The following is a 14,915-nucleotide window of genomic DNA, read 5'->3' on the forward strand; positions in this document are numbered from 1 at the left end:
ATACCTGCGACTGGAGTTAAACCAGTTAGGTTAGTGTCATGCCCGACACACAAAAGAAGAGCGGAAATCCTTTCGGACTTCCGCTCTTTTTATGTCTTAGCGACCTACGATGATTAGTCGAGGTTAGCCAACTTGTTGTCAGAATGAAGAACATCCTTGATCTTGTGGCTATAGAGGTCAACCATGTACTCACGAGCCTTACCGCAGTACTGACGTGGGTCGAAGTACTCTGGGTGCAAAGCAAATGTCTCACGAACACCAGCAGTGAAGGCAAGACGAGAGTCAGAGTCGATGTTGATCTTGCAAACAGCGCTCTTAGAAGCCTTTGTCAACTGCTCCTCTGGGATACCTACTGCGTCTGGCAACTTGCCACCGTACTTGTTGATGATGTCAACATACTCCTGAGGAACTGAAGAAGAACCGTGGAGAACGATTGGGAAACCAGGAAGCTGCTTCTCTACTGCCTCCAATACGTCGAATGCCAATGGAGGAGGAACGAGGTGACCAGTCTTAGGATCACGTGTGCACTGCTCTGGCTTGAACTTGTAAGCACCATGAGAAGTACCGATAGAGATAGCCAATGAATCAACGCCAGTACGTGTAGCGAAGTCAACAACCTCCTCAGGCTTTGTATAGTGAGACTCCTCAGCTACTACGTCGTCCTCAACACCAGCGAGGACACCGAGCTCACCCTCTACAGTTACATCGAACTGATGAGCGTAATCAACAACCTTCTTTGTCAATGCAATGTTCTCCTCGTATGGAAGTGCAGAACCATCAATCATTACAGAAGAGAAGCCGAAGTCTACACAGCTCTTACATGTCTCGAAGCTATCACCGTGATCGAGGTGAAGAACGATCTCTGGATGGTTGCAACCCAACTCCTTAGCATACTCTACAGCACCCTCTGCCATGTAGCGGAGCAATGTAGGGTTAGCATACTTGCGAGCACCCTTAGAAACCTGAAGGATAACAGGTGACTTCAAGTTAGAAGAAGCCTGGATGATAGCCTGAAGCTGCTCCAAGTTGTTGAAGTTGAAAGCAGGAACGGCCCAACCGCCCTTGATAGCTCTTGCGAACATTTCCTTAGTGTTCACAAGACCGATTTTCTTGTAATCTACTGCCATAATAGTTTTAATTTTATAAGTTTTAATGAAACATTCAATTCATTTTTTCGAAAGAAACCATCTCCAAGAGGATGGCCTCTCTTCAAACTTCGAGTGCAAAATTACCTTTTTCAAATGAAACAGCAAAATGTTGAGCTAACTTTTCACCCCTCAAACAAGTTAAAAAAGTTTATATTTTACACGAATCCTACTCTGCTTTCATTTTTGCAAAATACAGATAGCAATTTATGCGCTCTCTCCTTTTTGTACGTTCACCTTATTAATATAATACTCACGCACGGCATAAGCCAGCACAACGACAAAACCTGCCAAGGGCACCACAAAAGGCATCACCACATGGGTGCGGTCGGCAATGAGCCCCATCAGAAGGAAGCCACAGCCACCTATAGGGGTCATCATCAGAAGCGAGGAGGCGCTCTTGGTAAGATTGCCCAATCCTACAAGGGCTATCGAGAAGATGGTGGGGAACATGATAGCCTCGAAGAGATAGTTGCACAACAATGCCACCAAAGACACTTTGCCTAAACAGCACAAGACCAAGACATTGCACACCACGCAACCCACAGCACAAACAAGGAGCATCGTGGTAGCTGCCACATGGCGCATCACCCAACTGCCCAAGAAGCGACCTACCATAAAGAAAGCCAAAGCCCCCGTCAACACCAATGAGGCTGTGCGGTCGGACATCCAGTGCATGCCGGTGACGAAGTTGATGAAATAGCTGTTGATGGAAATCTCAGCCACCTCATAACTCAGCAAGGCAAAAAGGCCAAAGACAAACATCTTGTGATGGGTGAAGAGCTTGCGGATATTGGAACCGCGCTCCTTATCCTCTAATGTCTGCTCATGACTGATTTCGGGCAGGTTGACACGCGAGAAGACTACGGCTATGGCAAGCACCAAGACACCCAAGATGGCATAAGGCACCACCACATTGCCACCTTTCTCGGTATTGTTGAAGAGAAACTGACCGATGCAGAACGTGGCGAAGATGCCACCCAATCCATTAAAAGACTGGGACAGATTGAGGCGACTTGTCGCCGTCTCCTTGCTGCCCAACTCGGTGACATAGGGATTGGCTGCCGTCTCCAAGAACACCAGTCCGCACCCGATGATGAACAGGCAAAACAGAAAGGCATAGAAACTGCCTACCGAAGCTCCGGGGATGAAAAGCAGGGAACCGATGCCGAAAAGCATCAGTCCGAAGACCACACCACGACGATAGCCATAGCGATTGATAAAGATGCCCGCAGGTATCGCCATCAAGAAATAGCCCAAATAGGTGGTGACCTGAATCAGGGCGGAGTGAGTGATACTGATATGCAAAGCATTCTGGAAGTGCTTGTTGAGCACATCCAGAATGGCACGAGCGAAGCCCCACAAGAAAAAGAGCGACGTTACCAATACAAAAGGAACAAGATAATTTCTGTCTTTTGTTTTCTGTTGTTCTATTGACATTATTATTTATTTTTCTTCTAAAAAATGATTATTAGTATATAACGTCAAATCGCAAAAAATATTTTATCAAAAGGAGTTTTCTTTGCAACAACCTTCCAAAAGCCATCATTTCTCTTCATAATGGAAATACTGGAACACTCCTGCTCCACTCTGTGCGTTTTTACATTCCGTATGCTATCAGCCCACAAATCCCGATTATTAACATATTTTCAGGCAGACTCCAAATGCTATACTTATGCCATCAGCCTTAAATCCCTGTGAATCGTTTGATTAATACTGGAAAAGTCTTACCGTTATACTATAAAAATTATCATTTTAGCCTACAAAAACAGACTGATCATAGCAATATCTTTACGGTCAAAACGTTACCTATAATATAGATAGTTTTTATTCCACAGAAAACTTCAATACACGGCTTGCTGTGATGTCGGGAAACGGCATCGCATGACAAAGCGCCATACAAACGAACAAGTTACGACATGAAAGATTTTGCAGCAATAGATTTTGAGACAGCCAACAACGAGCGATCATCGGTATGCTCTGTAGGCATTGTCATAGTACGTGGCGGAGAGATAGTAGACAAGTTCTACTCGCTCATCAAGCCCGAACCGGAGTATTACAACTACTGGTGCAGTAAGGTGCATGGTCTGTGTGCCTCTGATACAGAAGAGGCTCCTGTCTTCCCCGATGTATGGAAGCAGATAGAGCCCAAGATAGCCGGGCTCCCTCTCGTAGCTCACAACAAGGCTTTTGATGAAAGTTGCCTGAAGGCTGTCTTCCGCGTCTATCAGATGGACTATCCCGACTATGAGTTCTACTGCACTTGCGTGGCATCTCGCAAAGTGTGGCCCCAAGGCAGTCACACCCTCGATATTATCGCAGCCCGTTGCGGCTATGATTTAACAAAACACCATCATGCTCTGGCAGATGCGGAAGCGTGTGCAGCCATCGCGAGGGAGATATTATAAGCTAAGACTCTGGGCTCTTATTTGAAAGCACAACTATACAAATAAAAGCCCATAAAGCCTCTGTTCGGGATAAGAAACAGCGCACTAAAAACATATAACTTCCTTTGCCAGAAAAGTGCTCCTTAAAGGGCACAATACTGCTCTTCGCTGGGCACTATTGTGCCATAAGTAGGCATTTTTACTGCATCAGTATTTATAAAAATGGATTACGCAAAACCCCTTCACCCTTCATCATTTCTTCTGAATCCCTGTGTTTATCGGGGTTTCAGGGGGCGAAGGGTACAAATTCACCCTTCATTACCCTTCAACTTTTTGCCATTTTCAGATTCCGGCTAACTGATGCTACTACTGCATAAGCAGTCAACTATAAATATGACTAAAATGAAGTCAGTCAACGTAAATTACAAATAAGTAATAACCAAGTCAACTCATATTAGAAAAAACGCAAAGAGTGGTCAACAGAAATTCTTAAAACACAGAAATATTTACGACCTGTAGGCTGGCACGGGCTGAAAGCCCAGAAGCTCTTAGGAGGGCGTATTGAGGAATTTCAACCGTACAGCTCGAAATATTTTTCTTATACTATATAAATATTTTTTAAAGCCTACAAAATCTATGTTCTAAAGTTTAGAACTTATGTTCGAAAGTTTAGAACATAGATTTATCCGCAATTGGCAAAACAAATTCATAACTGTAGATTTGCAAACAGGGGAATTAGGAAAGTTGAGTACATAACAAACAGGAAAAAATGGAATGAACGGTGGATGAAGGGTGATGAAGGGTGGAAAAGTACCCTTCAATCCCTGAAACCCCGATAAACACAGGGGATTCCGAGGGATAGATGAAGGATGAAGGGTTTTGTGCCTATCCTATTTCAAAAACGCTTTGATGAGTTTTTAGAGCGGGAAATTCTTTGCAGAAAGATTTTGCCAGAGCAACCATCCTTGATATATAAAGATGATAGCCAAGCCTTTGTACCCTTCTCTAAAAACATTATAACGTTTTTATGCATGGCTTATTATCCTGAACGGATGCAAATAATCATGTTTGTAGGGTATAGAGAGAAAAGCCGGAATTGTATTGCTTTTAGAAAAAGGGTAGCAACATGCTTTTGTTTGCCAACTACATCGATGCAGCAACTGCAATGTCAGATTCGTGTGGAGGTGGTGGCGGTTCTTCTCCTGAATCTGGTTGGGGCAAGAAGGATGATGAAGATGACTGGAAGTTCGCCCACCGTTGTATTCAGATGGCTCACTCTATGTGCAAACCTAAACCACGTTATCGTTTCTGTAGATAAACAAACTCAACTATGATCAAGAGAAGCAAAAACAGAGAAGAAAAGCCAGACTTCGATGATATTGTAAACGACATCGAATTGGAGGTTGAAACTCAGCAAGTCGAACAGGATATTGTCAATCGACTTTTAGAACTGAAACAGTTTAGCTCAGCCATTGACAAAGCGACAACCGCTGTTATCAATGCCCAACTCACTTTAGAGTCTGCAATCCGTCAGACTCATCGTGAGGAAGGGAAACTGGGTGAAGCTGTTATCAAAATCAGCAACAAGGTTGATTCAATTAATCAGAACATCGACAAGGTTCTGGATGATGCACCGACTAAGCTAAAAGTGTCTGTTACAGTTTCAGATGCAGACTGGCAGAAGATTGATCAACTGTTTGCAGAACAGCGTGAGTGGACTATCAATGAGAACAGAAAGTGTTTCCGTGAAATCAATGATATGCTTGTGAAGGAACGCAAGGATGTTCAAAAACGTTATAAGGAATATGACGGCTGCTACCTTGGTTACTATGCACAGTGGTTCTTCTGGTTCTTTTTTACCATAGGTATCTTTGTTGTTGTAGGAGGTATTGTGGTGATGATTGCACAGTACTATGACAAGTAAAGATAAATTAACCCAACCGACTAACCTTAGCTTGCCTGCGCTAAAGATTGGTAGGTTGGGTTTGAATGTCTATTAGTCCCTATATATAGTAATTTATCGAACTATATTCTATTCCCATCAATAGAGGTATACCATTCTCTTCTGCTATAGTTTCTAATTGGTACTTGTTAATTTCCGCATTCTTCATGTTGGGGCCAAGAATTATTCCTTGGAGAAATGCTGGATATTGAACTTCTTCTGAGGATAATGGCAGGTCCTTATACCCACTTATAACACCATTTGAAGCAATGGTGTATCCATCTGGCTGAGCTTTATCAATTAGTAAATATCTGAGTTCTTGTTCCATACTAAATCCTTCTGGCTTCAAATAATATTGCCATATTGTTTCCAGCGACTTAAAAGTAAATTTATACCCTTGTTTTAATAATTCTTCATAAATACATTTAACTTTCTTGAGTAAACCATTTGAATTAGTACCCAAATACTCAACAGGAAGATAGAACAGACAATCATCTGGTTCAGAAAAGATAAGGCAAACTCCATTTCCATTATCTCCATATAATCTCCACATCGTTAAATCATCAATTTTGTTTGTGAAACTTGTGATATATCGATGTTGCGCATAATCCATTTTTGTCTTATTTTTTAAATGTTCAGATTCATTTTTACTTATTTCATAAAACAGATGACCTATTTCCTTTTTGTCGTTCATGGCGGTAACAGACATCATACGAACTTTTCCACTTTTAAGTATCATTAATGCAGTTTCAAGTGAAGTATATTTAGCAATCCTCCCTACCATATATGGTTTGTGGATAATCGCATGTTTTTGTACTCCGTGAAAAAGATTCCGGAAATAATTCACGAAGAAGAGCGATTCTTTTCCATTAGGTTTGTCCCAATCTACAATGAAATAAGTGTGTTCATTAATATCATATCCCAAATCCTTAGGGTCAATATCAGTAGGCATAAATCTACTTAGGAGTTTAGCTACAGTAGGAATGTTAGAGAGTTTAGCTTTTATGTCACCAAAAACAATCTTTATTACGTCATCACATGTAAAGTCGTAATAATTAATAACCATTTTATTATTCTTCATGAGGCAATATTCACCTTTTTCATTAGGAACACAACGATATACTGCTTTCTGAAATTTTGTTTTAGGACACCACTCAAATGATGCAGTAGAATTATCAGACCCTATATGTAAATAGTTTTGTCCGTTAACTTCAACAATCAATAATTTGGCAATACTACCATCTTTTTTTATACCTTCTAATGGCACTAATTTGTAATGAGTACCCAATTTCGAAACAAAGTTTGTTACAGAGTTTGTTATTTCAGTAAATAATACATTTTCCATACAATGTTAATAATCAATTATTATAATTAAATGCCAAAACAATTATCTAGACTTATTATCTGAGCGTCTACATTTTGGACATCCACAATGACCTTTATTTCTTTCTGCTACAACCGCTTGCCATTCAGTTCCACAAGTAGAACAAATCCACCATACTTTTTTATTACTTCCATCTGTTATTGAATTTGGAGTTATATTAGTATTTCTTTCATAATTCCATTCGGACGCTAATGAAGGATTTGTTGTAGCTAAGTCATTATGTCCTTCCCATATAATTTTTCTAAGACACGCAGGACATCCCTTCTCAAAAGAAGTTCTTCGATTTGAAGAATTAGGTGGAGCCTCCCATTCATAGCCACAGAAACGGCATTTCCACCATACTTTTCTATCACTACCAATTGAAATTTCTTCTGGTTTTATAATATTCTTTCTGTAATCCCATTCTTCGAGCAAATATGAGTGAGTTTGAGCAATAGATCCAGTCTTCCTCAATGCTGTTCGTGTCTGAACTTCTCCCAATATTTTTTTATTACAGTATGGGCAACCACTACCTCTACTTGTTCTATTACTGATATAAGCCATCCAAGTATGACCACACTTTTTACATTTCCACCAAACCTTTCTGCCGTTATGAGCAGTTAACAAATAGGGATCCAAATCTCCATTTTTTTCAAAATCCCATTCTTCTAGAAGTTCAGGTTTTACATCAATAAAAGAACCATTTTTTTTAAGATAATACTTGCTTCGTGATTGATCACATTTCTGTCGTCCACAAACAGGACAACCTTTCCCTTCACTTCTATGAGCAACGGAAGTTTTCCATTCATGGCCACATTTAGAACATTTCCACCAAACCTTTTTACCATTTCTTATAGTAACCATATTTGGCGTTAGATTTCCATTTTTCTGTGCATTCCATTCTTTGGCTAGTTTGGGATTTTGTGATAACAAGTCGTTTTCACCCAGAACAAGAGTTTTCCCAGAGCAACAAGGACATCCATTACCATTTGCTCTACTATAAGCACTTGCTGCCCAACTATGACCATTTTCACATTTCCACCAAAATTTTTGGTTTGAAGAAGCTCTAATGTATTCTGGTTTGATTGTACCATTTTTGAGGTAATCCCATTGTTTTGCAACATCTGGCATTTTTTGAACAATGCTATTTTTTTTCTCATTAACAACATATTGCTCTAGAATTTGCATTCTATCCCGAATAGGATCTATATCAATTTCTTCGCATAGTTCAATCTTATTGATGATAAAATTGATTGCATCCTTTAGATAATCATAATTTTTCGTAGGAACAATGAAAATTGTATCACCAACAACTTTATACTCAGTTGATTCTTTAATGCGAATTAATCGAATGCCATCAAATTCTAATATTTTATTCTTCTTAACCTCTTGCTTTGCTGATTTCGTCGAATTGTGAAAATAGATTCCGTCATACTCTATGCCTACTTTGAGCGACGGAATGTAAACATCAATTTCAATACCTTTATGAAGGTATCTATTTTCGGAAGGAACAATGGTATTTATGTAAAAATATATAGTTTGTTCTGGAAATGAAGTTCCACTTTCTCTAGCACAAACTGGGCAACCTCTCCCCAATCTTACTCTTCTATTTGGAGCAGACTCAAATTTATGCCCTTTTATACATATCCAATGAACCTTCTTGGAATAATGCCATGAAATAGAATCTGGAGATATGTTATTCAAGGCAAAATCCCATTCTTTTAGAAACTCAGGATTAGTTTTTGCTAATGAGCCATAGCGCTTAAGTTTATTTTTTTCTGTCGTTTCTCTCGCCTTTTCTTTACCACATTCTGGACATCCAGTGCCATTTTTTGTTCTGCTTTGAACACTTGCTTTCCAACTATGGCCACATTTTTTACATATCCACCACACTTTCCTCCCTGTTTGAGGGGGAATTGACTGAGGTTCAAGTGTATTTTTATTATAATCCCATTCTTCAAGTAACGCAGGGTAGCATAATGAAAGCGAGCCTCCCTTTTCTACTCGCTTTTCAAGGTTATGTTTAACTAACTTTTTAATCCCACATTTAGGGCATCCACACTTTTTTTTACCACTACGAGAATTTGGAGTTGCTTCCCATTCATTACCACAAACACTACATTTCCACCATATCTTTTTGCTGCTACCACAACCTATAGAGTATGGTGAAATTCCTTTATTCTTATTCCAGTTCCATTCCTTTAGTAAAGAGGGTATTTCTGAAATATAATGTTTGGGAATCTTCATAATAAGATAATTAATAGAATAAAACTATAAAACAATGAATTAAATTTTATACACTACAGACTCTGGAAACAGTAATGGCATTCCTTTTTTCTTTATTTTGAAAGAATAAGTATCGCCATGTCCACTTGGACGGCAAAGGATAAGATCAACAGTTATAATGCTCTGTTCAAGCAGAATGTCGAACTGCCCCACATTTGGATTCTTTGTATGCTCAATCTGCTTATAGCGAAAGTATTCCTTGCCATCACTTACCTCATTTTCTACCTCTATCCAGAATGTTTCATGATGCTTTATTTGCAAACGTTGATGCAACTTTACTAATCGCCATACTGCAATATCTTCTATCTTCTTTTTTTGAGCCTGTAATTCGAGAAGTTCATTCAAGTGATTGACATTCAAAAACAACATATTGCTATTAGGGATTGCACATTGCACAGTATTCTGATAGGTCTTGAATCCATCAGCATTTATATACCCATAATTTTCTACAATTTCACGACCTGATTTCAACGTGCTTAAATCCCAATCTGGAGTCTGAGTAAACAACACGTTCTTTTTGCTACTTCTCTTGTCACGATGACTTTTCAATTCAATACCTTTGTAATCTGGAGTCTTGTCACTATTCATGCTGATACCAAGGAAAGATTCAATGGTTCTACCAATGCCTGTATCTGCCGTTACTTCTGACTCAAACCATTGCCCTTTTACAGCACGGAATCGATTAAGAAGTTCTACTGATGCAGAGTTACCTTCTTTGTTTATATTACTTAGAACTTCTTTCATAGGTGTGAGAATGGCTGAGTTATAGCATTTTTCAATATCTATATGAGTGATATTGATGCTATACAATGTCTTATTATACCAAAATAGTACATGAATATCGTTGCATTTCGTGTATGAGCCAAAACCATAAATCCACATTCGTGGGTCACCTTTCTTTGTATTAGGACGATAGAAAGAAGCTTTCGTAAAGAATTGTGTTGTATCTGTAAGGATACATGCTGTTTTTATTTGCTTATATTCCTGACCTTGAAGCTGTTCTTCATAGTTATGAATGTCATTTTCAAGGAAATAGGTTCGCATAGGAGCGGTTGAGTCAAGAATACCCTTACCCAAACCAGTAGGGGTAATCTCAACTTGTGTAAACTTTACATTGTGGTTTACAAGAAATTTCAAATTTTTTTGCTCAAAAGCAGTAAATGGACGCATATTAACCATGTGATTTCTACTTTATATGTTTCAACAATGTATTGGCAATTGCCCTTGCCATTAGTGGTGGAACAGCATTACCTACAAGTGTATATTGAGGTATCTCTTTTTGGCGATTGTTACCACCTGTCTGACGTTTCCCCTGAAATACAAACGAATCATCAAAACTCTGAAGACGAGCCATTTCACGAACTGTCATTGGACGATACGCAGAATAATGAATAAAGTCATCTGGCATTGTACAAACTGTAGGACTTTGTCCGAGAGGATTCAATACTACATAGTTTCGTTTCTGAGACTCCAGTCCTTTCTTTTTTAGTTCAGTCTTTGCGTCATCATAATCCCCATGTTCGGCAATAATTCGCAGTCGCTCACGAACTTTTTCGTTCTGCAGACTTGTTTGGTGATTGAATAAACCCATGTGCTGATATTTCTGAGGTCTATCCAACTCGTTCATATTCAATACATAGAATGGCTCATGGTCGAATGTAAATCGATGCCCCAAGCGCCCAATTCTTGACCATTCAGAAAACAAAAGTCCACGTTCATCCGGCTCACCTTGAATAGCTCTTTGAATTTTTGTATCTTCAAATTTTAGGTTCAACTTTGGCTTCTTATACGAAGTTACTGTTTCGCCATTTCCAATCATATCCAAATCCCAAAGTGCTTCATAAACTTTCACTTTCTTGCTATCACTGACGGTGGCAGGAATCTCTTTAATAACCTCTTGGTCATTTCTGCAACCAATAAAAACTACTCGCTCACGATTTTGAGGAACACCATAGTTTGAGGACAAAAGTATAAATGGCTCTTCAATATTGTAAAGCCGAATTTCCTTCATCATTTCATTGAGATGATTGAGAAGGTCTTTTTTTCCTTTGAGTTGCTCTTGAATATATTCTATACACTCATCAAAAGTAGATGTTAGTATTTCCAAAGACTTCTTTAAGGACTGCGCATCTTCTGCACAATCTCCCATTTTTGCCACTTTGTCAACAGCATCTAAAGTCTTTTCAAGAATCTGCTCATCAGAGATTGTCTCAATTATAGCATTGTAGCCATCCATAAAAGTGTCATTGTCAATATGGGCACTGGTTTTCAATTGAATGACCTGTTTGCGGATAGAATCTCTTTGCTGTTTCATTTTTAACAACAAAAGTCCATGACGAATAGTATTTACACTTTCGTCACTCTTGCTTATACTATACGGCAAATGTTTAGTTACATTCTTCAATTGTTGCTCAAGATTCTCAAAGAAAATCTCATTCTGCTTGTCCCAATTCTCAGTGGACGTTTCCATACAAAGCCTAATATATAAGGCATAGTACAAGGATGTTGGCATCTGTGGTTTCAACACATCGTCCAAGAAAGCATAGAGTTGATTCATTTTCGCATCATCAACGATAGATCTGATTTCACGAAGAATTCTCTCTTTTATTCGCCCTTCATCCTTTGTTAGTATTCCCTTTACATTCTCCATTACAAAGTATTTTGGACGTAAAGCCTTAATTACCTTTAAGTAATGAAAGAACAAGTCATCACGTTTGTCCAGCTTCTTTCTACGTCCAGCAAGACTAAACGACTGACAACTTGGACCGCCTGTTACAACATCGATTTCTTGATTACCTATTTCTTTGAGAAGATTAGATAAAAAAGAATCTTCCATAATATCTTGACACAAGAATTTAGTATCAAGACCAAGCATCTTGTTATAACGAACACGATGTGTAAGCTCACAATTCTCGTTAATATCGCTTGCTAAACGAAAATCGTAATACTTGTCATCCGTATAGGCTTGCATGAAGCCCTCACTGAAGCCACCAGCCCCAGCAAACAAATCAAGATATGTAATACCCTTTCGGGTTGAAATAAACTCTTTCTTTTCAGACATAATTATATTTTGTCATTTATCCAATTCTGTTATTCAACTCTTACCAACTCGGTATAATTCACTTCAAGAAGTTCTGCTATTCGAAGCAAAATTTCTAATGTTGGTTGAGATTGATTTGTACACCACTTTGAAACCGTTGTGGGGTCTTTCCCTAACTGTTCAGATAACCATTTACTGGTACGATGCTTTTCTACCAGAACCATTTTTATTCTATTTAAATCTTTTTTATTCATGACTGAAAACTTTTTCGAGTACAAAGATACGAATTTATATATAATAACTCCGTATTTCGATTAATATTATATGGTTTATCACAAAGTTATTTGATTATTTTCATATTTATCAGGAAATAATCATTTAGAATATGACTATTTATAGAATCTCAATTATTATTGTCTCAGAATTATTCACTAACCTTGTATTTCAGCGTGTTACCGAATATGCGGTACAAGCGAGGTACAAACCATCTGTTTTTTCATGCTTGAAGGCTGAATTGTAATCATCAACAAGAGGGAGGAAAGTGACGTTTTCAGACCGCAAAACCAACTTTATATCTATGCCTATGATTTGATGCAAAAACATCACTTTTGTATAGAAAAAGCACTTGCAAGGCTAGTAACTACTCATGCCCATAGGGGTGCTGAGTAGTTACATCCAAACTCACAGCTTACAGAATTGCCATTCGCCATAATCTTGACAAAACAAATTCATCAAGAATGCATGGAAATCATGCGCGAATTGTTTTGCTGTTCATGTGGGTGTTCATCCAAGAAGAGAAAAGGAAAGTTACGGAGCAAGTCGAAGGGCTATGGAGAGAAAGGATTAGTTTCTCTCCAAAATCTTATTCAGCAGGAAGGTGGCGTTCTGATTGCGTGCTACTCCCGGCTGTATCTTATAAGTATAGGTGACGTCGGTACCGAGATCTATCTCAAAGCAATAGTTGTGGAAACGCCCGGGACTGCTTTCTGCCATTCGGGACAACTCCAGGTCGTGGGTGGCAATGACTCCCGTAACAGGCATGCGGGAGATGGACTCAAGAAAGAGTCGGGAGCCGTTGAGTTTGTCCAAGGAATTGGTGCCTTTCAGAATCTCATCGAGGATGATGAGGGTGCGAAGTTCGCCGCGCTTACAGAACTGCATGAGTTGCTCGAGACGCAAGAGCTCAGCATTGAAATAGGAAATGCCATGAGTAAGGTCGTCGGTGGTGCGCATGCTGGAGAAAAGTTGGAAACGTGACACCTTGAGAGAACTGGCAAAGACGGGCATGCCCGACATGGCAAGAATGTAGTTGACTCCAAGGGAACGGAGGAAGGTGCTCTTGCCTGCCATATTAGCTCCTGTAATAATATAGTAGTTGTCGTCATGGATAGCGAAATCGTTCTTCACTGCCTTGGCTCCCAAGAAGGGATGATACAGATTCTTGGCCTCGAAGAGCACAGGAGAGCCGTCGACGATTTCTGCATCCGTAGCCTCAGGATGGTTGTATCTGAAATCTGCCATCGAAACGGCTGCATCCAGTTCGCTCACGATGTCCATCCACTCCTCCATCTTCACCACATAGGTATTCTTCCATTTCAGGAAACTGCGAACCAAGAAGAAGTCGCTCAGCATGAAGGCATCGGTGAAGAAGAGACCGAGAAAGTTGCCACGACGGTCGTATCCCTTGAGGATTTTCTCGAGTTGAACAAAGGAAGGAAGCGCCTCCGAAAGCGTAGACTGCATTTGCTGCCCCAGCTCGCTACGGAAATGGCGACGGGCTACAAGCTGGAGTATCTGCGAGTAAGCCACCAGTTGGTCGCGGAGCTTACCGCCATGGCTGTCAATCTTGTCCAAGGTCTGCTTGCAGACAAAGAACACTACCATGTACTGAATCATCACCCACCAAAGGGGGACGTTCACGGAAACCACGCCAAAGACAGAAAGCAACACCGAGGAACATACACCGATGATGAATGCCCAACCGAGAAGGAGCGAAGCCTTCGAACCATACCACGCAGGCACTGCCATTGCCGAAACCTTGCGGATGGCTTCAGCCACTGCAGAGGAATCTATCTTGCGATAACCCACTACCCTTCTGACTGGTTCTGCCGCCATATCGACATGAAGACGGTGAGAGTTGTCGGGGTCTGGCGCATCAAGCACCTGCTTTTTGTTCCTCTCTCCCAAAGCCAGGAACTCCATTCGCCAAAGTTCGCCCTGCTGCTCGTCGCCTGCAAGTTCCTTTTGCAAGGCAACACGCCGGGCTATCTCCTCTGCCTTCAAAGGAGTCTGAAGAGAAAGATTTCTTGCCAAGGCATCAGAGCCACCCGTGGTTATCGTGCGGCAGATGCGATGGAAGAGTGAATCCCTGCCAAAGACATCGAGATCGAAGGAATAAGCATGCTGTGGATTCTGGTATTGATTGCCCATTTCGAAAGACGAGAAATCGCCCTCCAAAGCTCTGATCTCGTTCTGGTATACTGCGAGGAGCGCAGAGAGATGGGCTATCTTCTCCTTGTTCTTATCGTCCAAACGACGGATATTGAAATAGGCAATGAGAGCCAACACGGCTCCCAACAGCCAACGACTACTACCCTCGTCCATAGCAATATAACATACCACGAAAGTAAGGATGGCTCCGAACGAGAGCAACTCGCCCGTGATGAAGCCATTGTTCTTGCGCCTCAAGGCTGCCACCTCGGAAGCATACTTATCCACATGCTGTTGATAACTTGTCTTTAAATCCATTTCT

11 protein-coding genes are annotated in these 14,915 nt (G+C 40.3%); 3 read left to right on the forward strand and 8 right to left on the reverse strand.

What is annotated here, in order from left to right:
* Window positions 1-113 precede the first annotated feature (113 nt).
* Window positions 114-1,127: a class II fructose-bisphosphate aldolase gene (locus tag F7D20_RS06220; protein WP_158463302.1), complete on the reverse strand. Its 1,014-nt coding sequence runs from the start codon at window positions 1,125-1,127 to the stop codon at window positions 114-116.
* A gap of 225 nt (window positions 1,128-1,352) precedes the next feature.
* Window positions 1,353-2,585 (reverse strand): sugar MFS transporter, encoded by a 1,233-nt coding sequence (locus F7D20_RS06225; protein WP_158463303.1) that lies wholly within the window; start codon window positions 2,583-2,585, stop codon window positions 1,353-1,355.
* Between the two features lie 479 nt (window positions 2,586-3,064).
* On the opposite strand from F7D20_RS06225, the gene F7D20_RS06230 reads away from it, so the two are divergent.
* The 3 genes from F7D20_RS06230 to F7D20_RS06240 all read left to right on the forward strand — a co-directional run bounded on the left by F7D20_RS06230 (window position 3,065) and on the right by F7D20_RS06240 (window position 5,456).
* The gene (locus tag F7D20_RS06230; protein ID WP_158463304.1) at window positions 3,065-3,553 is read left to right on the forward strand and encodes a 3'-5' exonuclease; all 489 of its coding nucleotides are present in this window, start codon (window positions 3,065-3,067) and stop codon (window positions 3,551-3,553) included.
* A 1,105-nt stretch (window positions 3,554-4,658) separates the two neighbouring features.
* A complete protein-coding gene (locus tag F7D20_RS06235; protein ID WP_228114124.1) occupies window positions 4,659-4,850 on the forward strand; it encodes a hypothetical protein in 192 nt (63 codons plus the stop codon).
* A 12-nt stretch (window positions 4,851-4,862) separates the two neighbouring features.
* Window positions 4,863-5,456: a hypothetical protein gene (locus F7D20_RS06240; RefSeq protein ID WP_158463305.1), complete on the forward strand. Its 594-nt coding sequence runs from the start codon at window positions 4,863-4,865 to the stop codon at window positions 5,454-5,456.
* Window positions 5,457-5,535: 79 nt separating this feature from the next.
* Here the strand turns inward: F7D20_RS06240 and F7D20_RS06245 are convergent, their stop codons facing one another.
* The 6 genes from F7D20_RS06245 to F7D20_RS06270 all read right to left on the reverse strand — a co-directional run bounded on the left by F7D20_RS06245 (window position 5,536) and on the right by F7D20_RS06270 (window position 14,911).
* Window positions 5,536-6,819: a DUF2971 domain-containing protein gene (locus F7D20_RS06245; RefSeq protein ID WP_158463306.1), complete on the reverse strand. Its 1,284-nt coding sequence runs from the start codon at window positions 6,817-6,819 to the stop codon at window positions 5,536-5,538.
* A 42-nt stretch (window positions 6,820-6,861) separates the two neighbouring features.
* Entirely contained in the window at window positions 6,862-9,084 is a 2,223-nt protein-coding gene (locus F7D20_RS06250; protein ID WP_158463307.1) for a zinc-ribbon domain-containing protein, read from the reverse strand.
* Between the two features lie 39 nt (window positions 9,085-9,123).
* The gene (locus tag F7D20_RS06255) at window positions 9,124-10,302 is read right to left on the reverse strand and encodes an MvaI/BcnI family restriction endonuclease (protein ID WP_158463308.1); all 1,179 of its coding nucleotides are present in this window, start codon (window positions 10,300-10,302) and stop codon (window positions 9,124-9,126) included.
* 7 nt (window positions 10,303-10,309) lie between these two features.
* Complete coding sequence (locus tag F7D20_RS06260) at window positions 10,310-12,184, reverse strand: DNA cytosine methyltransferase (protein WP_158463309.1); 1,875 nt, start codon at window positions 12,182-12,184, stop codon at window positions 10,310-10,312.
* Window positions 12,185-12,213: 29 nt separating this feature from the next.
* A complete protein-coding gene (locus F7D20_RS06265) occupies window positions 12,214-12,417 on the reverse strand; it encodes a helix-turn-helix transcriptional regulator (RefSeq protein WP_158463310.1) in 204 nt (67 codons plus the stop codon).
* Window positions 12,418-13,006: 589 nt separating this feature from the next.
* Entirely contained in the window at window positions 13,007-14,911 is a 1,905-nt protein-coding gene (locus F7D20_RS06270; RefSeq protein WP_158463311.1) for a MutS-related protein, read from the reverse strand.
* Between the last annotated feature and the right edge of the window lie 4 nt (window positions 14,912-14,915).

This window comes from Segatella copri (assembly GCF_009495355.1).
In the GTDB taxonomy this organism is placed as follows: domain Bacteria; phylum Bacteroidota; class Bacteroidia; order Bacteroidales; family Bacteroidaceae; genus Prevotella.